We start from the raw sequence: 24910 nt of genomic DNA, 5'->3' as shown, positions 1-24910 counted from the left end.
GATGCTCCCCTTTATTGCGCATTGAGCCCTCTGGAGGGCTTCGGTCAGTAATGTTCGGATTGCGAGAAGGTCCGGGCCAGCGGCGCCTGCCCCGCCGTCAGTCCGCAATCGACCGGCAGGCACACGCCGCTGATCGCCTCCGCCTGTGGGCCGGCCAGAAAGGCGACGGCGTTGGCCACATCTTCGGGCCGCACGATGCGTTGCAGCGGATACCAGTGCTTCGCCTCTTCGAAGACCTGAGGATTGGCGGCGGCCCGCGCCTCCCATGCCTGGGTGCGCACGGTGCCCGGCGCAACGGCGTTGGAACGGATGCCGAATTTGCCGTATTCCACGGCGATCAGCTTGGTCAGATGGATCAACCCGGCCTTCGCCGCGCTGTAGGCCGGATGGCCGAAGACCGCCATACCGTTCACGGAGGTGATATTGACCACCGACCCCTGGGTTTTCTTCAACGCCTCTTCGAAAGCCCTGAAGCAGAGAAACGGCGCTTCCAGATTGAGGGCATTGTCCCTGCGCCATATATCGGCAGTCGTGTCGTGCAGGCTGACCGCTCTTGCCGCACCCGCATTGTTGACGAGGGTTACAACATCGCCCAGCTCCGCAACCTCGGCGGCCAGCCTTGCGAGGTCCTGCGGATCGGTGACATCGCAGGTTTTCGCGACGAAGCGGGGACTGGAAAGCAGGGATAGCGCGCTCGAAAGGGCGCCGGGGTCGATATCGACCAACACGACCTTTGCATGGTTTTCAGCGAGCGCCGTGGCAATTGCCCGGCCAATATCACCTGCCGCGCCGGTAACGACGGCGAGCTGGTCTTTCCTGTCCTTCATCTCCTACAACTCCCTTGAAGCTTTCCGACCCACCGCAAAGCGGGTCTCAGGCAAAGCAGCCTGTATTTTTCGTCAGCCCGCCTCAGTCACCGAGCAATTGCTTGTCATCCGGGTCACGATGTTCCACGAGCTGCTGCTTGATGTGACGTAACGTCACCATCGATCGTTGACGTTGATGATAGGCAGCAAGCGTCGCCAGAACATCGACGGCGGCCAGATAGGCGTAGCGCGATGAAGTGGGGCGGAAGATATTGTTTCCTTCGGGCACATTGACGGCCACCACCATGTCGGCAGCCGAGGCGACTGGCGTATCGCTCTGGGTAAGCGCAATGGTGGTGACCCCCATTTCCCGCGCCAGCCTGAAACATTTCACCAGTTCCATGTTGCGGCCGGAAAAGGACGAACCGATGATGACATCTTCCTTGCGCGCCGCAGCCGTCATCATCAGCTGCATGCTGTGATCGGCGCTGGTCGAAACGCGCAAACCCAGGCGGAACAGCCGGTTCTGGATTTCCGAAGCGATCATCGAGGAGTTGCCGCCCGCGCCGAAAGCATAGATCATGCCGCTATTGGCGATCCTGATCGCCGCTTCATCGGCAAGGGCGGGATCGAGCGTCCTGTGCAACAGGAAAAGCGCTTCCTGCGCCTTGGCGAGCACCTCCTCCGCAACATCCGAAGGACCCGTGCTAGACGGTTCGGAGGTGAGGTATCGAATACCCACATAGGCCGTCTTGGCGAGGCTGACCTTGAAATCCGAAAAGCTCTGGCACCCCAGCCGGCGGCAGAACCGCGTCACGGTTGGCGGAGACACTTCGGCGCGGGCCGCCAGCTCGATGATCGAGGCATTGACGGCGAATTCGAAGTCCGAAACCAGAATATCGGCAATCCGCCGCTCCGACTGCGAGAACTGTCCCCTGTCTTCCTGTATTCTTGCGAAAATATCCATGTTCACCGGTCTCCGTTCCGCCAAAACTTAAGGCTTGGCCCCGTTTCCGATGCACCCTAAGAAAGCGCGCCCGTCAACCGCATAGATCCATGAATCGAGGATGTTTCGTCTAGCTGACGACACCGCGCATACCTTTGATTTGAAAATTATTTTCTCTGTTGATTGAGAGATGAGCATATGCCAACAATCAACACCAGAGAAATCTCCGAATCTTGAAAATAATTTCAATAATGGACCCAAACCATGCGTGATCCCTTCAAAAACCCCTTTCCCGAAACAGACATCGCCCGCCATTCCATTTGGGAGATGCTGGTAACGCGGGACATCGACGCGTTCCTTGCCGCCGACTGGTCGAAGGTCGCGGAGGATTTCGTTGAGGACGGCTTTCTCGGCATCAACGCCAACCGGGATGCGAACCCGGACAATTGGCGCCTGTCCTTCCCTTCGCTCAGCGCCTATCGCGACGAGTGGCTGCGGCAGGCGCAGGATTTTCAAACCCAGCAATTTGCAGAGGACCCGCGCGATGCGATCTTTGCGACCACCACGCTGGAAGAAATCGAAGTGGAAGGTGAGACCGCGCTGGTGCGCAAGAAGTTCGACGGTGGGCTTCGCAAGGCCGATGGCAGCTTCGACGTCATGAAATGGCAGACGCTCTATTATTGCCGGCTGCATCAGGGGCGCTGGAAGATCAGCGGTTTCACCGGCTACATGCCCAACCCCATGCCGTGATCCAGAAGACATCTGGAAAAGCTTCGCACGCCGGGCCGAAAGCCCGGCGTTGTTTTTTCGTCTGGAAGGTACGGAAAAATGCTGCCGGAGACGGATCGCGTCAGGAACAGCCGGGCATGGAAAAACAGATAACATGGCCCGGCTCCTGCGCCTTATTGGATCAGCTTGAGGACTGAAAGATCGACGCGCCGCTCCAGCGCAATGCCGCTTTCGTCAAACAGATGGCAATCCGATGCCTTGATACCGGTGACGATGGGCTCATCCACGACCACAGGTGCGGAGCCGGAAAGCAGCGCGCAATAATTCTCACCCGTCGGCGCGACGCCATAGGCGATGGTATTGACCCCGAGCCGCTCGATCACGCTGGGTGCGACCGTGACATTGAGGTCGGCCGTTTCGAGGCCGGTATGTTCCGGGCGGATGCCGAGCGTCAGCTGCGCGCCTTCAAGACCGGCACGGGGCTCCACGGGCACGGTGATCGTCTGGCCCTCATATTCCACCGTCACACCCTCGGCGCTGACGGATTTGCAGGTGACCTTCAGGAAATTCATTTTCGGGTTGCCGATGAAACCTGCCACGAAGAGGTTAGCCGGCTTGTGATAAAGCTCGAGCGGCGCGCCGACCTGGGCGATTTCGCCGGCATTCAGCACCACGATGCGGTCGGCCATGGTCATGGCTTCCACCTGATCGTGGGTGACATAGATCATCGTCGCCTTCAGCGTCCGGTGAAGATTAGTGAGCTCGATGCGCATATCGGCGCGAAGTGCTGCATCGAGGTTGGAAAGCGGCTCGTCGAACAGGAATATCTTCGGTTCGCGAACGATGGCGCGGCCGATCGCCACGCGCTGGCGCTGACCGCCGGACAACATGCCGGGGCGCTGCTGCAGACGCTGATCGAGCTGGAGAATCTTGGCGACGCCCTCGACCTTCTGCTTGATCTTGTCCTCCTCCATCTTCTCGACGCGCAGCGGAAAAGCGATGTTTTCAAAAACCGTCATGTGCGGATAAAGCGCATAGGACTGGAACACCATGGCGATGCCGCGTTTGACCGGCGGCAAGTCATTGACCTTCACGCCATTGATGACGACATCGCCACCGGAAATATCCTCAAGGCCCGCGATCATGCGCAGCAATGTGGATTTGCCACATCCCGAGGGACCGACAAAAACGACGAACTCGCCATCCCTGATGTCGAGCTGAACGCCCTTGATGACTTCGAAATGTCCATAGTTCTTGCGGACGTTGTTGAGATAAAGCTGACCCAAGACTTGCCTCTCCCGTCAGCGGCCGACATCTGGCCACGTTCAGAGATGTTCCGAAACAGGGGCAAAGCCACACCGGATCGGAACCGTTGAAAACAGGGGAAAGAGCATCCCGGAAGACGCAAGGCATTCCCACGGCGAAACTTGCCGGATGCGGACGGCCAGCGCCCGCATCCGTGCTCATGAAAGATTATTTATACTGCTCGAGAGCCGAAGCCGCTTTCTTCGCGGCATCTTCCGGTGTTGCCTTGCCAGTGACGACAGACTGCACCATCTCGATCATCGTGTCCTGGAAACCCTTGTAGTCGGTGAAGAGCGGCTCGGGGCCGCCATAGGCGATACCGTCGATCAGCGGCTTCCAGAAGGGATCCTTGGCGATGAATTCATCGACCTTCGGCGACGGACGCAGCGGGGTGAGGCCCGCGCCGCCCTGCAGTTCGTATTCGCCCTGCGGGCCGGGAGAGGTGATGAATTTGGCGAATTCGGTCGCCTTTTCTTCCACGCCGGTTCCCTTGAAGATCGCAAGACTGTCGGTGATGAGCAGCGTGCCGGGCCCCTTTGCTTCCGGGCCGAGCGGCAGCGTGGCGATGCCCCAGTTGATCTTGGTTTCCTGCAGGCGCGTGGCGGCGCCCGAACCGGCCTGGATCATGCCGACCTTGCCATCGAGGAAGATGGCGCGGATTTCGTTCTGCTCATAGGCCGTCGGACCTTCGACGGAATAAGGCGTGATGTCCTTGTAAGCCGTGAGGGCTGCAACGACCTGCGGGCTGTCGACGGTGATCTTGTCGCCGTCGATCACCTTGCCGTTGTTGGTATAAACCCAGTGCATGAACTGGTGCATGGTGTTGTCGAAGGTCTTGGCGGGCAGACCATAACCGGCAATGCCGGTCTTTTCCTTGATCTGCTTGGCGAAGGCGATTTCTTCAGCCCAGGTCTTCGGCGGCACTTCCGGGTCGAGACCGGCCTGCTTGAACAGATCCTTGTTCCAGTAGAGCGCCTTGGTCGAGAATGCGACCGGCACGCCCCACTGCGTGTCCTCGAAGGTAACCGTGTCGACGATGTTGGGGTAATAGGTCTTCTTTTCGTCTTCCGTCATCGGCACCGGAACGATGAGATCGTTCTGCGCGAACTGCTTCAGCGTGCGCGAACCGACATAGGCCATGGCGACCGGGGTGCCGGCGGCAGCGAGCGTCGTTGCCTTGTCCTGGCACTGCGCCCAGCCAACGACCTCAGGAACAACCTTGAAGCCGGCATTCTTGCCTTCCCATTCCTTGATGTATTTTTCATGGATGGGGTCCATCTTGTCGCCGCAATAGATCCAGCTGATCTCCTTGTCGGCGGCATGTGCCGTCACCGTGGTAAGGGCAGTGGAACCGGCAAATGCGAATGCGCAAAGCGCCAATCCGTAATGTTTCAGTGCCATAATTAGTCTCCCGTTTTGGTGGTCGTTCCGGTTGTTGTTTATTTCACCGCGCCGGCGGTGAGCCCGCTGACGAGATATCGTTGCATGAAGAAGATCACGACCATGGCCGGCGCAATGCCGACGAAGCTGGCCGCCATCAACTCATTCCAGATGACTTCCTGGCGACCGAAATAGGCGAAGAGGCCGATGGGCAGCGGCATATATTCGGTCTTGGAATTGAAAGTGAGCGCGAAGATGAACTGCTGGGCATAGGCGCCGATGAAGGTGGTGATGGAGACGACGGCGATGCCCGGCATCGCCAGCGGCAGGATCACCCGGCGGAAGGTATAGAAATAGCTCGCACCGTCCACATAGGCCGCCTCTTCCAGTTCCCGCGGGATACGCAGCATATAGGTGCGCAACAGCCAGATGGCGGTGGGGATCAGGAAGGCCGCGCCGGGAATGATCATCGCCAGATAGGTGTTCAGCACACCCATGTTGCGCATCAGCCGGTAAAGCGGGATCAGAAGCACCGCGCCCGAAAACATGTTGATCGCCAGAAATGCGCCGAGCAACTGCCCACGTCCGCGAAACTCGAAACGGGCGAAAGCATAGGAGGCCGGCACCACCAGGATGAGGACGATAATGGTCGAAATGGTGGAGATGAAGAAGGAGTTGAAAACGTAGCGGGCAAAGCCCGGAACGCTGACCCACATGGTCCGATAGGCCTCGAAGGAACCGTTTTCCGGCCAGAACTTGTAGGGCGAGGAGAAAAGCAGGCTGAGCGGTTTCAGCGAAACCAGAAATCCTTCCACGAAGGGCGCCAGCACGAAGGTCAGGAATACGGCGATGCCGCAATAGATCCCGACGATTTCATACCACCTGTAGCGGTTGATCATCGCATTCTTGTCGCTCATCGGCTGGCCTCCTGCGAGATGCGGCTGGTGATGCGGAAGTAGAAATAGGTGAAGATCGACAGGAAGATGCAGATCAGCACGGCGCGGGCCGCACCTTCACCATATTTATAGGAGCCGATCGCCGTCTTGTACGTGTCGATGATCATGGTCGTCGTCTGGCCGGTCGGACCGCCCTGCGTCAGGATCCAGATGATATCGAAGGAATTGAAGGTCGAAATCAGCGAGATCATCGACATGGTAATCATGGCCGGCAGCATCAGCGGCAGCGTGATACGGCGGAAGCGGTAGAAGCGGCTTGCCCCGTCTGTCCACGCGGCCTCGTAGAGATCCTGCGGAATGGCCTGAATGGCCGCCAGCAGATAAAGCGTCACCATCGGCACGCCAATCCAGACGTCGGTGACGATCGTTGCCCAGAAGGCCGTTCTGCCATAGGCGAGGAACGCAACCGGACCATCCACCAGGCCGAGGTTCTGGAGCACCCCGGAAATCATGCCGAACTGGCCGTTATACATCCAGCCCCACATGAAGATGCCGATAGCCATCGGCACGATCCATGGCGGCATGGTCAGGATACGGAACAGCGCCCGGCCGGGTACGGCCGAATTCAGCAAGACCGCACCGAATGTGCCGATGATCATCTTTATCGAGACGGAAAAGAACGTCCAGATAAAGGTCCGCGTGATGACATCGGCAAAAGTCGCGTTGAAAATCTTCTCGTAATTGATGAAGCCGACCCAATTCGTCGTTTTTCTAAGCGACGCATCGGTAAAGGACAGGATGAAGGTATCGACGAGCGGATAAGCAACGATAACCGTGATGTATAAAAGCGCCGGCAGAAGAAGAAGCCAGGCAAAGACGACCGCGCTGCGTTTCGCATCCATCGCGCCGCCCCCTCAAGCCGATTTCACAGCGGGGGATTTCGGCTGCCCGTGCAGCGCCAGATCGTATTCCTCCCACACCGGCTTGAGATCGATCACTTTACGGCCATGGCGCGCTTCGTCCATGGCAAGCGCCAGAATACCGGCCTCGATCGCATCGAGCGCGGAAACCGGAAGGGCCGCACCCTTGACGATATGGGCGATGACGTCCTCGGCCATCTGCTCGTCTGCACCGTAATGCTGCGAGAGCGCGGTCGCCGCCGAATAGGTCTTGGCCACGGTCTTTTCATTGGTCCGGGCATTGTGCACGTTCAGGAAGCCACGCACGAAATCGCCCTCGGCCATGCCCTTGGCGCCGATGACGCAGAAACGGCGGAAATCGTCGGGAACGTTGAGATTGGTATGGAAGGCGAGCGATGCGCCGTTCTCATATTCGACGATCGCCGTCTGGTAATCGATGATGTCGCCGTCGCTGTCGAAGACCTTGTCGGAGCCCATCCAGCCACTCGGCTTGCGATGGTAAACTTCCATGTCGTTGATGCCGTCATGCTGCGGCGCGTTTGCCGGCGTGAAGCTCTTGCGCCCGCCGAAGCTCGAGACGAAACGCGGCCGCGCACCGACCACGCCATTATAGAGATCGAGGTCGTGGCAGCATTTTTCCAGCATGAAAGAGCCGGAATAATTCTCGTAACGCCGCCAGTCGCGCATGAAGAATGCGCCGTGATAGGGCGGGATATGCTCCGAGGCCTCGATGGAAACGACATCGCCCAGCTTGCCTTCCGCCTGCGCGGCGCGCAGATCGCGGTAGAGCGGGGAATAACGCAAAACCAGACCGACGAGCAGCCGCTCGTGACCGTGCTTGTTAAGCAGCCGGGCAAGCTCGAGGCTTTCCTCAATGCTGACGACGATGGGTTTTTCCGAGAAGATGGTGCAGCCTGCCTCAAGCCCGATACGAATATGCTCCAGATGCATGTGGTTCGGTGAGCCGATCATCAAGAGATCGAATTTTTCGTTTGCGATCAGCGCCTCGGGACTATCGTAAGCCTTACCGGCCGAAATGCCCTTTTCCTGCAGGCCCGGCAGGCCCGCCGGCGCGGGATCGACGTAACCGACGATCTCGAAATCCTTGTCGATCTCATGAAAAACGTAGCCCAGATAACCGAGACGGAATCCGAGTCCGATAATTCCCACCTTCATGAACTTTGTTCCCTGTTCATTCGTAATTCATTTTCGCAGAAGCGACCATTTCTGTGCTGGCCATCCAGTTATCTGCGATAATTTCCTGCCACGATGAAATTAATTTTCACAACGGTCAAGCTAAATTCGATTTCGCAAACGCTGCCGCGAGTCGGAAACCGATTTTCCCTGCGCGACGGATGCGAAACGGATCGCCGCCGACCACCGACGCAAAAAACAATACCAAAAAAATGCCAATCGTCCAGAGCAATTCCGTTATCGAGAAAATTTTTTTGGTTAATGCGAAAATATCAAGCATGAAGCCTTATTATTCGGCAAAATATCGAAAAAACCACCGATTAATCGTACAAATCTAGCAATGGTTCTATTTTGGTATTGCCGATTGCGCGGCATATGATATAGCCAGAGCCGGCCATATCGCCGACCACATGGATCGTGACAGAGGTTATGGATGAACGGGGCAGCGCTTAATCTGGACGACCTGCAATCAGGCGGCGGCCCGCTTTACCTGAAACTGCGCCAGACGATTGAAGACGCCATCAATGGCGGCCGCCTGAAGCACGGCGACGCCTTGCCGCCGGAGCGGGATATCGCCGAAAGCGCCTGCGTCAGCCGCGTCACGGTACGCAAGGCGGTGGACGATCTCGTCCGCGACGGCCTTCTCGTTCGCCGGCATGGTTCGGGTACTTTCGTCGTCAAGCCCATCACCCGCATGCAGCAGCCTCTGACCAAACTCACCTCGTTTACCGAGGACATGCGCCGACGCGGGATGACGGCGAGCACCCGCTGGCTGGACAGAGGCCTGTTCCACCCGACCGGCGACGAGATGATGGCGCTCGGCCTTTCCCAATCCGCCATGGTGGCGCGGCTCACACGTCTGCGTCTTGCCAATGACCAACCAATCGCACTCGAAGTCACCAGCCTGCCGGGCGATATCCTGCCTGACCCGCAACTGGTGGAAAACTCGCTTTATCTGGAGCTTGAGAAAAACGGCATTCGCCCGGTGCGCGCCATTCAGCGCATCTCCGCCCGTAACCTCACCGATGAGGAAACATTGCTGCTTGGGGTTCCGCCAGGCTCGGCAGCGCTTTCCGTTCAGCGAATGGCCTATCTGGAAAGCGGGCGCCTCATGGAAATATCCCGCGCGCTGTACCGCAGCGACGCCTATGACCTCGTCGCCGAGCTGACGATGGGGCCCGAGTGACAAATCTCTTGATCAAGGACACGAAACGATGACAACCCTGATGCGCCAGGAAATCGATGAGATTCCCGATGCAGTCGCCCGCCTGCTGGACAATGCCAATGCCGACTTCCACGAAGCCGGCGCTCACCTGAAGGCCCGTGACCCGGCCGTTATCGTCACCATTGCACGCGGCTCCTCCGACCACGCCGCGCATTTCCTGAAATATGCGATCGAATTGCAGACCGGGCTTCCCGTCGCTTCGCTCGGCCCCTCGCTCGCCTCGATCTACCAGACGAAACTGCGGCTGGACCGGGCGGCGGCCTTCGCCGTCTCGCAATCCGGCAAAAGCCCTGACATCGTCGCTCTGGCGGAAAGCGCCCGCAAGGGCGGCGCGCTCACCTTCTCGCTTGTCAACACCCTGCCCTCCCCGCTCGGCGATGCGGCCAATCACGCCATCAATATCCAGGCAGGCCCTGAAAAAGCGGTGGCCGCAACCAAATCTTTCGTCAACTCCATCGTCGCCGGCCTCGCAATCCTTGCAGAATGGACGGAAGACAGCCTGCTGGCCAAAGCCGTCAGCGCCCTGCCGCAGAATTTCGCCAGGGCCATCGCGCTCGACTGGAGCCAGATCGGCGAAGCGGTCAAGGGTGAGGAATCGCTCTATATGCTGGGCCGCGGTCCGGCGCTGGCCATTGCCGCGGAAGCCGCGCTGAAATGCAAGGAAACCTGCGAACTCCACGCAGAGGCCTATTCATCGGCGGAAGTCATGCACGGCCCCGTTTCGCTGGTCGCACCGAAATTTCCCGTCATCGCTTTTGCCGCGCGTGACCGCGCCGAAACCTCCGTGACGGATATCGCAGCCGGTCTCGCCGGCAAGGGCGCAAGTGTTTTCGTCACCTCCGCAAAAGGCAGCCCGGCCAAGCCCCTGCCGTTTGTGGAAACCAATCACCCGCTGACCGACGCCCTGTTGCTGATCGCGCCGTTTTACGGCTTCATCGAGCAATTGTCGCGCGCCCGCGGCTTCAACCCGGATGCGCCCGTGGCATTGAAGAAGGTGACGGAAACCCAATGAGCAGCAGCAAGGCATTTGTCGGCGCCCGCATTTTCGATGGCGCCGCGTGGCACGATGGCAAAGCGCTCGTGACCGGTGACGGCCAGGTTGCCGACATCGTCGACCGCGTATCCGTGCCCGCAGACGCCGAAATCATCGATGCGGAAGGACTGTTCATTGCGCCAGGCTTCATCGACCTTCAGGTCAATGGCGGCGGCGGCGTGATGTTCAACAACGAGCCGGACGTGGAAGGCATTGCCCGCATCTGCTCGGCCCATGCGCAATTCGGCACCACGGCGCTGATGGTCACACTCATCACCGACCGGCCGGATATCACGGCCAAAGCCGCCGAAGCAGGCATCGCCGCCCACAAGGCAGGGGTGCCCGGCTTTCTCGGCCTGCATTTCGAAGGGCCGCATCTTTCCGTCGCACGCAAGGGCACCCATGATCCGGCGCTGATCCGAAAGATGGAAACGGCCGATCTTGCGGTTCTGACGGGCTGCAAGGCGAAGCTTCCTTTTGTGTTGACAACCATCGCCCCGGAAAACGTAACCGAGGCGCAGGTCACAGCGCTGCACAAAGCCGGCATCGTCGTAAGCCTCGGCCATACCGATGTGGGCCTCAGCGTCGCGACAGCCTATGCCGAGGCCGGCGCATCCATGGTGACACATCTCTTCAACGCCATGAGCCCGCTCGGCCATCGCGAGCCGGGACTGGTGGGCGCGGCACTTTCGAACGGCAAGCTGGATTGCGGGCTGATCGCCGACGGTTTCCATGTCGATCCTGCAGCGATCGGCATTGCGCTTCGCGCCAAGAATAATCCCGGCCGCATTTTCCTTGTCACCGACGCCATGTCCACCATCGGCACGGATGATGACGGTTTCGAACTGAACGGCAGGCGCGTCTATCGCAACGGCGGCAGACTGACGCTGGCCGACGGCACGCTGGCGGGGGCGGATATCGATATGCTCTCCTGCATCCGCTTCATGCATGAAAAGCTGGACACACCGCTGGAAGAAGCCTTGAGAATGGCGTCCGCCTATCCCGCCGAGGCAATCGGCGCTTCCGGCAAGGGTAAGCTCCTGCCCGGCTTTGATGCGGATTTCGTCATGCTGACGCCCGACCTTCAGATGCATTCGACATGGATCGGTGCACAAAAAATCCACGATGCCACCCGTTCCGGAGCCTGAATCATGATCGTTTGTTTCGATATAGGCGGAACGACCATCAAGGGCGCTATTGCCTACGCTCCCGACGATATTCGGCCCGTGCCGCGTATCCCGACGCCCAAGACCAGTTTCGAAGACTTCGCCGCCGGCCTGAAATCCGTCATCGACAATAGCGGCGGCACACCCGCCTGCGTGTCGCTGTCGATTGCCGGCGTCATCGATCCCGACACCGGCAAAGCCACTGTCGCCAATATTCAGAGCATCCATGGCAGGGTCTTGAAGGACGAGCTGGAAAAGGCGCTGAACCTTCCCGTCATCGTATCGAACGATGCGGATTGCTTCGTGATCGCCGAATCGGAAATCGGTTCCGGACGGGGTCATCGCGTGGTCTTCGGCGTCATCCTCGGTACGGGTGTCGGCGGCGGGCTGGTGATCGACGGCAAGCTCATCAACAGCGACGGCGGTTTCGCCGGCGAATGGGGACATGGGCCGGTGGCCGCGACATTGGCCGGAAATCCGCCGGTTTCGCTGCCGCGTTTCGAATGCGGTTGCGGGCTTACCGGCTGTGTCGATGCAATAGGCAGCGCCCGCGGCATGGAAAAACTGCATTCGCATCTTCACCAGCAGGCGATGACCAGCGAGGATATTATTTCGGCCTGGCAGGCGGGCGATACAAAGGCCGCCAGAACCATCGATGTCCTTATCGATATTCTCGCCTCGCCTCTGGCAATGGTGATCAACGTTACCGGCGCAACCATCGTGCCGGTCGGTGGCGGACTTTCGAATTCGAAGGCGCTTCTCGCCGCTCTGGACGAGGTGGTAAGGAGCCGCATTCTGAGGCGCTTCGACCGCCCTCTGGTCGTGCCCGCCATCTGCCGCATCGAGCCGGGGTTGATCGGATCCGCCGTTATCGGGCTGAAATATGAGAAAGAAGCCGCCGGCACTGCCTGAGCGGCATCACATCGTCTCGATCTTTTCCCGGCGGAAACCCAGCCCCACCAGCCGACCGGTCAAATGGGAAAGAAGCGGAAACCGCATGATGGCCAGCACAAAGGCTGGCGGTCCTTTCGGTTTTTCCGCATCGGCCCGGCCCTTCTTGCCGCCGATACGCATCATCCGCTGCAGAAATTGCGTGGCCTTGGTCGGGAAGGATCGTCGCTTTTCAATCGCGGCGAGATCGTCATCGGCAATGGCCCGGCCGGACACGAGCACCGGCACCAATATATTGGCCGCCGCAACCGCATCCTGAATGGCCAGATTAATGCCGACACCGCCGACGGGGGACATGGCGTGAGCCGCATCACCGATGCAGATCAGGCCGGGTTTCCACCAGCACTTCAGCCGGTCGATACGGACGGTGAGGAGATGCACGTCGTCCCAGCTCTTGAGCTCATCAAGCCTTTCGCGTGGGAAAGGGCAGATTTCCGCAACCCTGTCCCTGAAGGCTTCAATTCCCTGCAGCTTTATGTCGGCGAAAAATCCCTTTCGCACCACATAACCGCATTGCCAGTAATCGCCCCGGTTGATCATGACGAAACCCTGTCGCGAGCCGGCATGCCCCATGGTTTCCGTCGGATCGTCGGGCTGTTTCGAAAGGCGCATCCACAGCACCTCCGTCGGAATGCCGAAGCGCTGCACTTCCAGCCCCGCCGCCTCGCGGACGGTGGAGTTACGCCCATCCGCCCCCACCACCAGATCGGCTTCGATCTCGATGATGCCTTCCGGTGTGCTGACCGTGAGACCGCCGACATGCCCGCCGCGCTCGATCAGTCCGGTCACCGGCGCATTCATCAGCAATCGGAAATTTTCGTACTGCCCCGCCTTGCCGACGATGAAATTGAGAAAATCCCATTGCGGCATAAAGGCGATGAAGCGGTGGCGAACCGGCAGGCGGGAAAAATCCGCTATCGTGATACGCTCGCCGCCGATAACCGCATTCAGCCTTGGCGCACGTGTATGCGGCAGGCTCAGGAACTCATCGATGAAACCGAGTTGCTCCATCAATTCAAGCGTCGAAGGGTGGATGGTGTCGCCGCGAAAATCGCGGAGAAAATCCCCGTGTTTCTCGACGACGACGACATCGATACCGCTGCGCGCAAGCAGCAGGCCAAGCATCATGCCAGCCGGCCCGCCGCCGGCCACGGCGACGGACGTGCGGATGTGCTGAATGGCCCTGCCGTCATTTTCCGGAGCGATTGTCGCTTCTTCCATCACCTTCCCCCTACATCCCGCTTGAGGTCCTTATCGTGTATCCGCCGCCGGGAGGTTTGCATTCTTCGGCTGCGGCCAGCCCTGCGCATCGAACCGGAACAGCATTTCGGACCGGGCAAAGATAAAGGCGAAGGCCATGGCCGTCCACATGCCGAGCAAAAGCCCGGCGGCGACATCGCTTGGATAATGTGCGCCGACGATGACACGCGAAACACCGATGACAAGGGCAAGGAGGAGAAACGCCCAGCGGAAGCGCGGCATCAACATGGCGAAAGCGCCGAAAAACGCCCCGGCGGCGGTCGAATGGCCTGAGGGGAAACTTTCATAGAGATTGTCGCCGGTAAATGGGGTGAGGCTATAAGCGCCCATTTCCAGCAGAAGCTCAGGCCGTGCCCGTCCTATCAGGAATTTCAGCGTATGGACGAGAATGCTCGCCGTTCCGATCGTCAGGAAGAAATAAGTAAGAAGCCGCCATGCCGTCCTCAGCCGTCCATTATAGGTCTGCGCCTTTAAAACCCGTGCGGCGACATAGGCCAATATCGCCAGAAGGCCGGTGGAATAGAGCATCCAGCGGAAGGTTCCGAAATCGGTAATGGCGCGATTGAAGGAAACCACGCCCCCTGGCAGCGCCTGCGCGCTTTCGGAAAGCCGCGGATCAAAAGGAATGAAGACAAGGACCAGCACAAGGCTTGCCGCAAAAATCCACCCGCTGGAAACCAGAAAACGTCGCATCGATATCCTCTCATTGTTTTTCTTGCATATGGCTTTGCCTTCCGCAAAAACAATAGCCCGGGCTTTGTCCTTGTTATGGCTGGTTTTCGCGGGTAGAGGCTAAGGAATGTTGCTCGAAAGTGCATAGCGTTTTCGGGAAAACGACGTGCACCGAGAGGTGCCAACCGGAAACGACCGACGGACTGAAAATGACGAATGCCAGTGAAATGCCACGCAAGCTGACAATATTGGGTTCGACCGGTTCGATCGGCACCAATACGCTGGATGTTGTCCGTCAGCTGGGTGGCCGCGACGCGTTCGAGATCACGGCTTTGACCGGCGCGGGCAACATCGCGCTTCTGGCGGAACAGGCGCGGGAATTCGGCGCGCGGCTGGCGGTTACCGCCGAGGACGACAAATACGAAGCGCTGAAATCGGCCCTTGCCGGCACCGGCATCGAGGTTGCGGCGGGCAAATCCGGCCTCGAAGAGGCCGCGTCGACGGATGCCGGCTGGGTGATGGCGGCGATTGCCGGAACCCCCGGCCTTGCACCTACTCTTACAGCCGCGCGACGTGGCGCAGACATAGCGCTCGCCAACAAGGAATGCCTGGTTTCGGCTGGCGATGTTTTTCTGCGCACGGTCAAGCAGGGCGGCGGCAGGCTGATCCCGGTCGACAGCGAGCACAGCGCAATCTTCCAATGCCTGACGGGCGAACATAAGCAGGCCGTGGAACGCATCGTGCTGACCGCATCCGGCGGCCCATTCCGCACCTGGTCACGCGAGGAGATGGCCAATGTCACGGCGGATATCGCCCGCGCCCATCCCAACTGGTCGATGGGACTGAAGGTCTCCATCGGCAGCGCCTCCATGTTCAACAAAGGGCTGGAAATGATCGAGGCGAAATATCTCTTCGATCTGAGACCCGATCAGGTGGAGGTGATCGTCCACCCGCAGTCGATCATCCATTCGATGGTGGGTTACACCGACGGCTCCTATATCGCCCAGCTCGGCTCTCCCGACATGCGCACTGCTATTTCTTATGCCCTCACCTATCCGCAGCGCGGCAATCTGAGTGTCGAGCGGCTGGATTTCGCAAAACTGGCGCGGCTCGATTTCGAAGCGCCGGATGAAGCCCGTTTCCCGGCGATCCGTCTGGCCCGCACCGCGCTGGAGCGCGGCGGTCTGCAGGGCGCCGCCCTGAATGCCGCCGAAGAGACCGCCTTTCACGCTTTCGTTGCGGGTAACATCGGTTTTCTCGATATGGCCGAGATCGTCGAAACAGTCATGGACCGCATGCATGACGGCCGCTCCGCCACCACGATTGAAGATGTGTTCGCAGCGGATGAGGAGGCCCGTCGTCACGCCCGCGAATTGATCGCCACCAAAGAAAAGGCCGCGTAAACGCGGCCCGGTCTTCTCTTATCTAAACTGCGGCCTCACGCCACCGCCCGCGCCAGCGCACAATGCGACCAGAGCTGGTGCAGCGCGCCGACCAGATGCTCGATATCGGCATCGCTGTGCAGCGGTGTCGGCGTAATACGCAGGCGCTCGGTCTTGCGCGGCACGGTCGGATAGTTGATCGGCTGCACATAGACACCGTGATTGTCGAGCAGGATATCCGAAATCCATTTGCACTTGGCGGCATCGCCCACCATGACAGGCACGATGTGGCTTGGGTTGTCCATGTGCGGAATACCGCGCGCATCGAGAAGGCCGCGAAGCTTGCGCACCCGGTCCTGATGGCGGGCGCGCTCGAAGGGGCTTGCCTTCAGATGCTGGATCGACGCAATCGCGCCGGCGGCAAGCGACGGCGGCAGGGCCGTCGTGAAGATGAAGCCGGAAGCGAAGGAACGGATGAAGTCGCAAACCGCCGTAGAACCGGTAATATAGCCGCCCATGACGCCGAAGGCCTTGCCGAGCGTTCCCTCGATGATCGTCAGGCGATCCATCAGGCCTTCGCGCTCGGCAATGCCGCCGCCACGCGGTCCATACATGCCAACGGCATGAACTTCGTCGAGATAGGTCATGGCGCCATAACGGTCGGCCAGATCGCAGATTTCCTTGATCGGCGCGATATCGCCATCCATCGAATAGACGGATTCGAAGGCGATCAGCTTCGGCGCATTCGGATCCGCCGCCTTGAGCTTGGCTTCGAGGTCTTCGAGATCGTTGTGTTTCCAGATCACCCGCTCGCAGCGGCCGTAACGGATGCCTTCGATCATCGAAGCATGGTTGAGCGCATCCGAGAAAATGATCAGGCCCGGAATTTTCTGACCGAGCGTGCCGAGGGTGGCCCAGTTGGAGACATAACCCGAGGTGAAGATCAGTGCCGATTCCTTGCCGTGGAGGTCAGCAAGTTCGCGCTCGAGCAGGACGTGATAGTGGTTGGTGCCAGAAATATTCCGGGTGCCTCCCGCACCCGCGCCACAGTGATCGATGGCGGCCTTCATGGCTTCGATGACTTTCGGGTTCTGGCCCATGCCGAGATAGTCGTTGGAGCACCAGACGGTCACATCCTTGCGCTCGCCATTGGCGTTATACCGTGTCGCACGGGGGAAATTGCCCTGCTGGCGCTCGATATCCGCAAAAACGCGATAGCGTCCCTCAGAATGCAGGCTTTGCAGTTCCGTCGTGAAAAATGCCTCGAAGTCCATGCCATGCTCCAGAATTGACCAGATCGTTTTCTGCCTCGACACCGGGACCGTCAACCCTTGCGGGCCACATTAACCGCGTCTGCGTCAATTCGCCGTTGTTTTGAACCATTCCAATAAACCGTTTATAGAAGCTGATGAAAAGTACAAAATTGATTCACATCAAAAAACCCGGATTTTTGGAACCTTTTTTGCGCCGCGCCGTTGTTTGGGACGCAATCGATTTACGCTCGGAGGAATGCCGAAAGAGGAGGCTTCCCTAAACGACATCGAATTGTTAGTTATCTGTGGCGGTCGGAGGTAGCAGTCGCCGCAGATAAATATGGGACGCCTACCGAGCCGAAGAGCTCATTGTAACGTTGGAGAGAGTTTCATGAAAAAGGCAATCATATTTGCGCTCGTCGGCCTGTCGCTTGCAAGCTGCACGCAGACTGAAAAGGGAGCTTCCATCGGCGCCGTTTCCGGTGCTGTTATTGGTGGAGCTATCACGGGCAACGTTCGTGGCGCGGCAGTGGGTGCGGCAATCGGCGGCGTCGGCGGTGCCCTCATCGGCAATGCTTCCGAGCCGGGCTATTGCTATTATCGCGACCAGTACGGTCAGCGTTACACGGCGCGTTGCCGCTAATCGCTTCGCGAAATACCGTTGCACAGAAGCCCCGGTCACCCGGGGCTTTTTGCGTTTTGGGCGGCAAAACACCAGTCGAAGGGTCCTCAAAGCCGTTTATTTATGATTAAATTGCAATGTTAACGGACAGGAAACGGGTTAGGGCGACAATAAAGGCCCAACCATAAAGCAGCTTATGCGAAGAACACGAACTAACCCGAAGACAGGTATTGCGTATCGGAAAGCCGGCACCGCTCTCGCGGTTGCTGTGACGTTCGCCCTGTATCCGGCGTTTACCCGTGACGCGTTCGCCTTCAAACTGTTCGGCATGCGCCTCTGGGGTTCGGAAGAACCGGAGGTCGAGGTTATCAATCCGGTCAAATACGCCGTCACGCTTGATGCCCAGGACGCCGACAAATCCCTGAAAGACAGCCTGGAAAACAGCTCGCTTCTCCTGGCGGACAAGGAAAAACCGGCCTCAGGCGATCTTGGCCTTCTGATAAAGGCAAGAGACGACAGGGACAGGCTGATTGCGGCGCTTTATGAAAACGCCCGTTATGGCGGCATCGTCAAGGTCACCGTCGCCGGCAAGGATGTGGATAGCCTGCCGCCAAATCCGGTGTTCGATCATTCCGCTCCGGTGCCCGTGGTGATCACGGTAACGCCCGGCCCGGTCTTCAAACTTGGTAATGTCAGGCTTGAAGGCGATGTGACCGGCCGCAACCTTGAGGAATATGGCCTGACGACCGGGGGCGACGCCGGTTCTCTGGCCATCATCCGCGCCGGCAACAAGCTGATCGATGATCTGAAGGCCGAAGGCCGGCCGCTTGCGAAGCTGACGAAACGAGAGGCTGTCGCCAACCACGCGACGAACACGGTCGATATCACCATGGGGGCCGAAGGCGGTCCCGTGGCGCCCCTTGGCACGGTGACGGTAACAGGTGAAAAAACCGTCGATGGCGATTTCATCCGCCGTTATTCGCGCCTCAATGGCGGCGAGCCCTATTCGCCGGAAAAACTGCGCAAGGCCGCCGACCGGCTGCGCCAGCTGGGCGTCTTTTCCAGCCTGACGATCAAGGAAGCGGGAACGCTGGCGCGCGACGGCACCATTCCGCTCACCATCGAGGTTTCAGAAGGCAAACACCGCTATTTCGGCGTCGGCGCACAATACTCCACCACGGAAGGCATCGGCCTTCAGGGTTATTGGGGCCACCGGAACCTGTTCGGACAGGCAGAATCGCTGCGTATCGAAGGTTCTGTCTCGCGCATCGCCGAAGCATCGAGCGTCGAAGGCATGGATTATTCGGCGGGCATCACCTTCACCAAGCCCGGCATGTTCAATCCGCGCACCACCTTCAAGACCAGCCTGATTGCCAAGACCGAACACCCCGATACATACGACGCCAAGACAGTGACGGGCACAGCCGGTTTCGCCTACGAGCTGAACGACACTGACACTGCGGCAGCCGGTCTCGAGGTGCAATGGGCCGATACCGAAGACGCATTCGGCAAGAACGAATACCTCACCACCTCCATACCGCTGGAATTCGTTCGTGATACACGCGACGACAAGCTCAACCCCACCGAAGGCTTCCGCGCATCGCTGGCCGCCAAGCCTAGCTATGAAGCGCTGAACGGCACCTTCTTTTCCTCTTTTGAAGGCTCCATCTCGGGCTACAAAGGGATTGGCGCCGAAGACCGGCTGATCATGGCCGGAAAGCTTTCCGGCGGCGTGCTCGTCGGCGGCAGCGATCTGCAGGACATTCCCACCACAAGGCGCTTTTATGCGGGTGGCGGCGGATCGGTGCGTGGCTATAGCTATCAGGAAATATCGCCGTATAATGCCGCTGGCGACGCAACGGGCGGCCGTTCTTATGTGGTCGGCTCCATCGAGGCCCGCATCAAGGTCACCGATACAATCGGCATCGTGCCCTTCATCGATGCGGGTGTTGTTTCGGATGAAGTGACACCCGATTTTTCCGATATCCGGGCTGGCGCCGGTATCGGCCTGCGTTACGCGACGCCCTTCGGGCCTCTGCGTCTCGATGTCGCCATGCCGCTTGAAAAATACGATGGTGGCAACAGTTTCGGCATTTATGCTGGCATCGGCCAGTCTTTTTAAACGCCGCAGTCGAACACCCTTGCAACAGAGTGTAGATTACCCTTTATGAAAATGTTGATTCGATTGCTGAAATGGCTGGGCTACGCTGCTTTGTTCGGCGTGGTGCTGGTGTTGCTTGCGGTTCTGTTCGTCGGTCTTACGCCGATGGGCGCAAGGATCGCCGCAACGCAGATTTCATCACTCGTTTCCACGCCCGATCAGGTGATCGAGATTTCTCCCCCGAGCGGCCTTTTGACCGGCCGCCTTCGGCTCGACAATGTCACCCTTTCAGACCGGCAGGGGCCCTATGCCCGCGTGAACCAGATCGCCATCGACTGGTCGCCGCTTTCGCTGCTTGCCGGCACCTTCCATGCCGACCGCGTCTCGGCCGGATCGATCGATGTCGAGCGCAAACCGCTTGCCCCGGAGCAGACATCGACCAAGAGCTCCGGCAATTCCTCGCTGCCGATCGAAGTCGCCGTCGACAATTTCAGCTTTCCCGATATCAGCCTTGGACAATCACTTCTCGGCCGCCCTTTCGACCTGACCGCTGAAGGCAGCCTCAAGGCCGCCCGGGACGACATCAGGCTGTCGCTCACGGCCCACCGGCTGAATGCACCGGATGCGGAGGTTAACGCCGACGTTGCTTTCCTTCCGAATGAGAACGTCCTGAAGCTGAAAGCGGAGATGAAGGAGCCCGAGGGCGGGCTTCTCGCCACGCTGCTTTCGCTTCCCGGCACACCTGCGGTGGCGATAGACCTCAACGGTGAAGGCCCGCTTTCAGACTGGACGGGCACCCTGCGCGGCAATGTCGCCGGTAACCCCGTCGTCAATGTGACCGGCCGCCACCTTCTTGGTGATGATGGCACACGCCGTATCGAAATTGCGGGCGGTGGCCAGCCGGACCTGCTTCTGCCCCCGGCCTTCCGCCAGCTTTTTGCCGGCGAGACGAAGCTTGATGCAAATGCGACCCTTTCGCCGCAGGGCCGCATCGAAATCGGCAGCAGCACGCTGGAGACCGGCACGTTGCTGCTGACGGCATCAGGCTCCGTCGATCCGAACGGTGAAAATGATCTTGCCGCCAATCTCATCGGCACCGCCGGCCCCGTGGATTTTCGCTGGCCGCTGGAGAATGGCGAGGTTCAGGCTCTCATCAACGGCCTCGATCTTTCCCTCAAGGGTGGAGCGGAGGCCGCGCATCTCAACACGACCGTATCGCTGCGCAGCCTTTCCCTGCCGCAAGGCCGGCTTGACGATGTCAAGCTGACGGCCGAAAGCGCCGATCTCAACATCGCCAACCGCAGCGGCACGATCGCGACGGTCCTGTCCGTGGCGCAATCCTCCTTCGTCAGTGCCGATATCGACCGGCTGGTGCGGGCGCCCCTCACCATCAAGGCGCCGCTCAGCCTCACTTCGTCAGCCATCGGCTTCGACGGCGCGACGCTGGAAAGCGCCAGTGTCGGTGGGACGTTGAACGGCAGTTTCGATCTTGCCGGCAATCGCCTGACCTCCAGCGTGCAGCTCTTCGCGCTGCCCGCCACCCTTCCACCGGCTCTCGCGGAAAAATTCGACACCACCATCGCCCTCCAGGGCGATATCGACGTGACCATTGGCGGACGCACCAGCCTTGAAAACCTCGTCGTCAAGTCGGGAACCATCGAAGCGACCGGCAATGTCGGCCTCGAAAACGATGCATTGAGCGCCAGCCTGACGGGTAAATTTCCCGCTCTTGAAAAACTGACGCCACAGGCGAAGGGCGTCGCCGATTTTGCAATCGAGGCCAACGGCGCGCTAACAGCACCGGATTTCAACGTCACCCTGAGTTCCGAAAGCGCAATCCTTGCCGGACGAACACTCGAATCGCTGAAGGTCAATGCAACGGGCAAGGCCGATCCCGCCGCGCCTCAGGCAAAGCTCACCGCCAGCGGCAGCCTCGACCGACAGAAGATCGACGCCAATGCCGATGTGGTGCAGACCGAAAACGGCACGGCTATCCCCGAGCTGCACGTAGCCGTAGGCCGGAATATCTTGAACGGCCAGCTGCAATTCTCGCAGCAATTCCTGCCATCGGGCAATCTCTCCTTCAATTTCCCCGACCTTGCCCTGCTCGCCGCCCTCGCCGCGCAGCAGGCGGATGGCGATATTGCCGGCGACATCGCCCTGAGCAACGCCAATGGCCGGATCGCCGCGACGATCAAGGCCAATGGCGGCAGTATCCGCCAGGGCACGACAACGATCTCCAAACTCGCCGCCGATGTTTCCATCGACGATCTTCAGGCTCTCGCCATCAATGGCAAGGTCAGCGCCGATAGTGTCAATGCCGGCGCCGCCGCGATATCCGGCCTGAATGCCACCATCGGCCATTCCGGTACAACGACGCAGTTCGACGTCAATGGCCGTTACGACAATGCGCCGCTGGTGGTAAAAGGCAGTGCTGAGACCGGCGGATCGCCGATGACGGTGCGCATCGACGCCTTTTCCTCCGCCCCCAAGGGCATCGCGGTTCGCCTCGAAAAACCGAGCACCATAGCCATTCAGAACGGCACGGCCCGCATCTCCGATCTGACCGTCATCACGGGTGAAGGACGCGTCGAGGTCAACGGCAGCGCCGGGTCGACGCTCGATATCAATGCCGATATCCGTTCGCTGCCCGCCAGTCTCGCAAATGCCTTCGCCTCCGGGCTGGATGCGGCAGGCAGCATCTCCGGCACGGTGAGCGCCAAGGGTGCGGCATCGAACCCCGCGGTCGATTACAATCTGAACTGGACCAATGCCGAGGTCGCGCAGACACGTGCGGCAGGCCTTGCCGCGCTCGGCATCAAGGCGAACGGCCGTTTTGCCGGTGGCACCTTGCAGATCGACACCAATGTATCCGGCCAGGGCGGCATGTCGCTTTCCGGCGGCGGCTCGCTCGGCATCGCCGGCAATCGTCCGCTTTCGATGGCGTTTTCCGGCAGGCTGCCCTTCTCCGCCGTCGCGGCGCAAACCGCAGCGCAGGGCCTCGATGTGGACGGCACCGCCGCCATCGATGTGAAGATTTCCGGCAGCGCTTCCGCGCCTGTCGTTACCGGCAGCATCACCACCGATGGTACGCGCCTGACCGACGTACGCCGAAACCTGACCATCAACGATCTGGGCGCCACCATCACCTTCGACCGCGACCGTGCCGTCATTTCGCGACTGACGGGCAAGCTGGCGGGCGGCGGAACGATCTCGGGAACCGGCAGCGTCGGCATAGCCGGTGGTTCCGGTTTCCCCGCCGATATATCGATCACGCTTAATCGCGCCGGTTATAATGACGGCACGCTGGTGACGACGGTGGTAAGCGGCACGCTGACGCTGAAAGGCCCGCTGTTGAATTCCCCCGTGCTGGGCGGCAACCTGACGCTGGACAGAAGCGCCATCACCATTCCGGAAAAGCTTCCGGCCTCGCTGACGGAGATCGATGTCAAGCACAAGAACGCGCCACCGAAGGTGCGCGCGCAGGCCAAGGCGCTCGGGGCTGATCAGGGCGGCAGCGGCAGTTCGTCCACCATCAATCTCGATCTGCAGGTGAACGCACCGAGCGGCATCTTCGTGCGCGGACGCGGCATCGATGCGGAACTCACGGGCAATCTGACGATCCGTGGCACGGCAGCCGTTCCCGTCATTTCCGGCGGCTTCGAAATGCGCCGTGGCCGGCTCGAAATCCTCACTCGCCGCCTCGATTTCACCACCGGCAATATCAGTTTCGGCGGCGGCCTCGTTCCGGTCCTCGATATGAAGGCCGACTCGACGGTCGGTTCGACGACTATCACCGTGGCCGTTTCCGGCAACGCCAACGATCCGACATTTGCCTTCTCCTCGGCGCCCGCGCTGCCGCAGGATGAAGTTATGGCGCAGCTGATCTTCGGCCAGTCCATGTCGAAACTCTCGGCTCTGCAGATCGCAAGGCTGGCCGATGCCGCCGCCCAGTTGGCCGGTGGGCGTTCCACCTCGCTGTTCGACAAGCTCAGAAGCAATCTCGGCGTCGACGATCTCGATATTTCGACCGATTCCGAAGGGCAGGCCCGCGTTTCCGCCGGTAAATATCTAAACGAAAGAACCTATCTCGAGCTGCAGCAAAGCGGCGAATCCGGCGCAAAAGCCATCATCAACCTCGATGTCGGACGGGGTGTGAAGCTACGCGGGGAAGCGGGCGGCGATGGTGAAGGCGCAGCCGGCATATTTTACGAGAAGGAATATTAGCATTCCCAGTAAAAGTGCGTGGCGGTTTTTTCGTCCGGACAATGCGTAAAATCAAAGAGAGTATTTTCGCGTTTCGAAGAAAAGCGAAAATACTCCAGCGCAGCTTCGCATTTAGGTTTGCGAAACCATCTGATGATACAAATCATCCATTGAAGACGGAAATATTGTTTCCGGCTGTTCAGGCACCAGGCAGAACGCCAAATCCGCATATGCAAGTGTCGGTGCACTTGCGCCGGCCTCCACAGCGAGCATTGGGAAGAATTCTGATGGCAATGATTAACTCTACCAATTTTGGCGGTGAGACGCTCGAAATCATCGCGTTCCGCCTGCATGATCAGGAATTCTGCGTAAAGACGACGACCATCCGCGAAATTCGCGGCTGGGCGCCTTCCACGCCCATTCCCCACGCGCCGAAAGACGTCATCGGCGTCATGAACCTGCGCGGCTCTGTCATTCCGATCATCGATCTGGCTCACAAGCTCGGCATGAAGAGCACCGTCGCCAATGAGAGAAGCGCGATTGTGGTGGCGGAAGTGCACAACATGGTCATCGGCATGCTCGTCGACCGCGTTTCCGACATTCTGACGATCCCGGCAAACCAGGTTCAGCCGGTTCCGGAAATCTCGGCCTCCTTCGACAAGTCCTATTCGGAAGGCATTATCGCTAACGAACATGGCATGATCTGCTTCCTGAACCTTGCGAAAATGTTCAAGGGAACCGAAGCGGAAGATCTCGCGGCCTAATCAGGCCTTTTCGGCTGGCCACGCCACAAGAAGAGTATCGATCAATCCAGACCGCCGGAGCACTCGCCCGGCGGTTTTGTTTTTACTCTTTACCTCGCC

The 24910-nt window shown here is 59.5% G+C and carries 21 protein-coding genes; 10 read left to right on the top strand and 11 right to left on the bottom strand.

Features of this window, described 5'->3' with window-relative positions; translation table 11 throughout:
* Positions 1-44 precede the first annotated feature (44 nt).
* Together L901_RS20880 and L901_RS20875 are read right to left on the bottom strand one after the other, a co-directional pair.
* Positions 45-827: an SDR family oxidoreductase gene (locus tag L901_RS20880; protein ID WP_059759944.1), complete on the bottom strand. Its 783-nt coding sequence runs from the start codon at positions 825-827 to the stop codon at positions 45-47.
* Between the two features lie 82 nt (positions 828-909).
* Entirely contained in the window at positions 910-1773 is an 864-nt protein-coding gene (locus tag L901_RS20875) for a MurR/RpiR family transcriptional regulator (RefSeq protein ID WP_059759943.1), read from the bottom strand.
* Positions 1774-2016: 243 nt separating this feature from the next.
* Here L901_RS20875 and L901_RS20870 point away from each other — a divergent pair, with 243 nt between their 5' ends.
* Entirely contained in the window at positions 2017-2502 is a 486-nt protein-coding gene (locus L901_RS20870; protein WP_059759941.1) for a hypothetical protein, read from the top strand.
* 152 nt (positions 2503-2654) lie between these two features.
* Here the strand turns inward: L901_RS20870 and L901_RS20865 are convergent, their stop codons facing one another.
* The 6 genes from L901_RS20865 to L901_RS20840 all read right to left on the bottom strand — a co-directional run bounded on the left by L901_RS20865 (position 2655) and on the right by L901_RS20840 (position 8456).
* Positions 2655-3767 (bottom strand): ABC transporter ATP-binding protein, encoded by a 1113-nt coding sequence (locus L901_RS20865; protein WP_059759939.1) that lies wholly within the window; start codon positions 3765-3767, stop codon positions 2655-2657.
* Between the two features lie 187 nt (positions 3768-3954).
* A complete protein-coding gene (locus L901_RS20860; RefSeq protein WP_059759938.1) occupies positions 3955-5187 on the bottom strand; it encodes an ABC transporter substrate-binding protein in 1233 nt (410 codons plus the stop codon).
* Positions 5188-5225: 38 nt separating this feature from the next.
* The gene (locus L901_RS20855; RefSeq protein ID WP_020809501.1) at positions 5226-6083 is read right to left on the bottom strand and encodes a carbohydrate ABC transporter permease; all 858 of its coding nucleotides are present in this window, start codon (positions 6081-6083) and stop codon (positions 5226-5228) included.
* Positions 6080-6964 carry a carbohydrate ABC transporter permease gene (locus tag L901_RS20850; RefSeq protein ID WP_003521273.1) on the bottom strand — a complete coding sequence of 295 codons (885 nt, stop codon included), beginning with the start codon at positions 6962-6964 and terminating at the stop codon, positions 6080-6082. The genes L901_RS20855 and L901_RS20850 overlap by 4 nt, the downstream gene beginning before the upstream one ends.
* Before the next feature lie 12 nt (positions 6965-6976).
* The gene (locus tag L901_RS20845; protein WP_059759936.1) at positions 6977-8158 is read right to left on the bottom strand and encodes a Gfo/Idh/MocA family protein; all 1182 of its coding nucleotides are present in this window, start codon (positions 8156-8158) and stop codon (positions 6977-6979) included.
* Between the two features lie 115 nt (positions 8159-8273).
* Positions 8274-8456 carry a hypothetical protein gene (locus L901_RS20840; protein ID WP_059759935.1) on the bottom strand — a complete coding sequence of 61 codons (183 nt, stop codon included), beginning with the start codon at positions 8454-8456 and terminating at the stop codon, positions 8274-8276.
* A 153-nt stretch (positions 8457-8609) separates the two neighbouring features.
* On the opposite strand from L901_RS20840, the gene L901_RS20835 reads away from it, so the two are divergent.
* Genes L901_RS20835 through L901_RS20820 form a run of 4 tightly spaced genes read left to right on the top strand, consistent with a single transcriptional unit; the run spans position 8610 to position 12512 of the window.
* Positions 8610-9362: a GntR family transcriptional regulator gene (locus L901_RS20835; protein WP_003521268.1), complete on the top strand. Its 753-nt coding sequence runs from the start codon at positions 8610-8612 to the stop codon at positions 9360-9362.
* A 28-nt stretch (positions 9363-9390) separates the two neighbouring features.
* Positions 9391-10413: an SIS domain-containing protein gene (locus L901_RS20830; RefSeq protein WP_059759933.1), complete on the top strand. Its 1023-nt coding sequence runs from the start codon at positions 9391-9393 to the stop codon at positions 10411-10413.
* The gene (gene nagA / locus L901_RS20825) at positions 10410-11582 is read left to right on the top strand and encodes an N-acetylglucosamine-6-phosphate deacetylase (protein WP_059759931.1); all 1173 of its coding nucleotides are present in this window, start codon (positions 10410-10412) and stop codon (positions 11580-11582) included. Before L901_RS20830 ends, nagA begins: the two co-directional genes overlap by 4 nt.
* Before the next feature lie 3 nt (positions 11583-11585).
* Entirely contained in the window at positions 11586-12512 is a 927-nt protein-coding gene (locus L901_RS20820) for an ROK family protein (protein WP_059759929.1), read from the top strand.
* 6 nt (positions 12513-12518) lie between these two features.
* Here the strand turns inward: L901_RS20820 and L901_RS20815 are convergent, their stop codons facing one another.
* Together L901_RS20815 and L901_RS20810 are read right to left on the bottom strand one after the other, a co-directional pair.
* On the bottom strand, positions 12519-13772 hold the full coding sequence (locus L901_RS20815; RefSeq protein ID WP_059759927.1) for an FAD-dependent oxidoreductase: 1254 nt from the start codon (positions 13770-13772) through the stop codon (positions 12519-12521).
* 30 nt (positions 13773-13802) lie between these two features.
* Complete coding sequence (locus L901_RS20810; protein ID WP_020809495.1) at positions 13803-14504, bottom strand: phosphatase PAP2 family protein; 702 nt, start codon at positions 14502-14504, stop codon at positions 13803-13805.
* 188 nt (positions 14505-14692) lie between these two features.
* Between L901_RS20810 and dxr the strand changes: the two genes are divergently transcribed.
* Complete coding sequence (gene dxr, locus L901_RS20805; RefSeq protein ID WP_059759926.1) at positions 14693-15886, top strand: 1-deoxy-D-xylulose-5-phosphate reductoisomerase; 1194 nt, start codon at positions 14693-14695, stop codon at positions 15884-15886.
* A gap of 35 nt (positions 15887-15921) precedes the next feature.
* On the opposite strand, the gene hemA is transcribed toward dxr, so the two are convergent.
* Positions 15922-17139, bottom strand: a complete 1218-nt coding sequence (gene hemA, locus L901_RS20800; protein ID WP_003521261.1) for a 5-aminolevulinate synthase — start codon at positions 17137-17139, stop codon at positions 15922-15924.
* A gap of 370 nt (positions 17140-17509) precedes the next feature.
* Here hemA and L901_RS20795 point away from each other — a divergent pair, with 370 nt between their 5' ends.
* The 4 genes from L901_RS20795 (at position 17510) to L901_RS20780 (ending at position 24811) form a co-directional block, all read left to right on the top strand.
* Positions 17510-17761 carry a YMGG-like glycine zipper-containing protein gene (locus tag L901_RS20795; RefSeq protein WP_003504940.1) on the top strand — a complete coding sequence of 84 codons (252 nt, stop codon included), beginning with the start codon at positions 17510-17512 and terminating at the stop codon, positions 17759-17761.
* Between the two features lie 175 nt (positions 17762-17936).
* Positions 17937-19862, top strand: a complete 1926-nt coding sequence (locus tag L901_RS20790) for an autotransporter assembly complex family protein (RefSeq protein WP_082710745.1) — start codon at positions 17937-17939, stop codon at positions 19860-19862.
* Between the two features lie 45 nt (positions 19863-19907).
* Positions 19908-24068, top strand: a complete 4161-nt coding sequence (locus tag L901_RS20785) for a translocation/assembly module TamB domain-containing protein (RefSeq protein WP_059759923.1) — start codon at positions 19908-19910, stop codon at positions 24066-24068.
* Between the two features lie 266 nt (positions 24069-24334).
* Positions 24335-24811 (top strand): chemotaxis protein CheW, encoded by a 477-nt coding sequence (locus L901_RS20780; protein ID WP_003504949.1) that lies wholly within the window; start codon positions 24335-24337, stop codon positions 24809-24811.
* The last annotated feature ends 99 nt before the right edge of the window (positions 24812-24910 follow it).

This window comes from Agrobacterium sp. D14 (genome assembly GCF_001526505.1).
Taxonomy (GTDB): Bacteria; Pseudomonadota; Alphaproteobacteria; order Rhizobiales; family Rhizobiaceae; genus Agrobacterium; species Agrobacterium leguminum.
This window is presented reverse-complemented; position numbering and strand designations above follow the sequence as displayed.

What these genes read in the sequence shown, in the direction of transcription:
- L901_RS20880 (WP_059759944.1), bottom strand. Translation starts at nt 827, where the DNA reads ATGAAGGACAGGAAAGACCAGCTCGCCGTCGTTACCGGCGCGGCAGGT.
- L901_RS20875 (WP_059759943.1), bottom strand. Translation starts at nt 1,773, where the DNA reads ATGGATATTTTCGCAAGAATACAGGAAGACAGGGGACAGTTCTCGCAG.
- L901_RS20870 (WP_059759941.1), top strand. Translation starts at nt 2,017, where the DNA reads ATGCGTGATCCCTTCAAAAACCCCTTTCCCGAAACAGACATCGCCCGC.
- L901_RS20860 (WP_059759938.1), bottom strand. Translation starts at nt 5,187, where the DNA reads ATGGCACTGAAACATTACGGATTGGCGCTTTGCGCATTCGCATTTGCC.
- L901_RS20855 (WP_020809501.1), bottom strand. Translation starts at nt 6,083, where the DNA reads ATGAGCGACAAGAATGCGATGATCAACCGCTACAGGTGGTATGAAATC.
- L901_RS20850 (WP_003521273.1), bottom strand. Translation starts at nt 6,964, where the DNA reads ATGGATGCGAAACGCAGCGCGGTCGTCTTTGCCTGGCTTCTTCTTCTG.
- L901_RS20845 (WP_059759936.1), bottom strand. Translation starts at nt 8,158, where the DNA reads ATGAAGGTGGGAATTATCGGACTCGGATTCCGTCTCGGTTATCTGGGC.
- L901_RS20840 (WP_059759935.1), bottom strand. Translation starts at nt 8,456, where the DNA reads ATGCTTGATATTTTCGCATTAACCAAAAAAATTTTCTCGATAACGGAA.
- L901_RS20835 (WP_003521268.1), top strand. Translation starts at nt 8,610, where the DNA reads ATGAACGGGGCAGCGCTTAATCTGGACGACCTGCAATCAGGCGGCGGC.
- L901_RS20830 (WP_059759933.1), top strand. Translation starts at nt 9,391, where the DNA reads ATGACAACCCTGATGCGCCAGGAAATCGATGAGATTCCCGATGCAGTC.
- nagA (WP_059759931.1), top strand. Translation starts at nt 10,410, where the DNA reads ATGAGCAGCAGCAAGGCATTTGTCGGCGCCCGCATTTTCGATGGCGCC.
- L901_RS20820 (WP_059759929.1), top strand. Translation starts at nt 11,586, where the DNA reads ATGATCGTTTGTTTCGATATAGGCGGAACGACCATCAAGGGCGCTATT.
- L901_RS20815 (WP_059759927.1), bottom strand. Translation starts at nt 13,772, where the DNA reads ATGGAAGAAGCGACAATCGCTCCGGAAAATGACGGCAGGGCCATTCAG.
- L901_RS20810 (WP_020809495.1), bottom strand. Translation starts at nt 14,504, where the DNA reads ATGCGACGTTTTCTGGTTTCCAGCGGGTGGATTTTTGCGGCAAGCCTT.
- dxr (WP_059759926.1), top strand. Translation starts at nt 14,693, where the DNA reads ATGACGAATGCCAGTGAAATGCCACGCAAGCTGACAATATTGGGTTCG.
- hemA (WP_003521261.1), bottom strand. Translation starts at nt 17,139, where the DNA reads ATGGACTTCGAGGCATTTTTCACGACGGAACTGCAAAGCCTGCATTCT.
- L901_RS20795 (WP_003504940.1), top strand. Translation starts at nt 17,510, where the DNA reads ATGAAAAAGGCAATCATATTTGCGCTCGTCGGCCTGTCGCTTGCAAGC.
- L901_RS20790 (WP_082710745.1), top strand. Translation starts at nt 17,937, where the DNA reads ATGCGAAGAACACGAACTAACCCGAAGACAGGTATTGCGTATCGGAAA.
- L901_RS20785 (WP_059759923.1), top strand. Translation starts at nt 19,908, where the DNA reads ATGAAAATGTTGATTCGATTGCTGAAATGGCTGGGCTACGCTGCTTTG.
- L901_RS20780 (WP_003504949.1), top strand. Translation starts at nt 24,335, where the DNA reads ATGGCAATGATTAACTCTACCAATTTTGGCGGTGAGACGCTCGAAATC.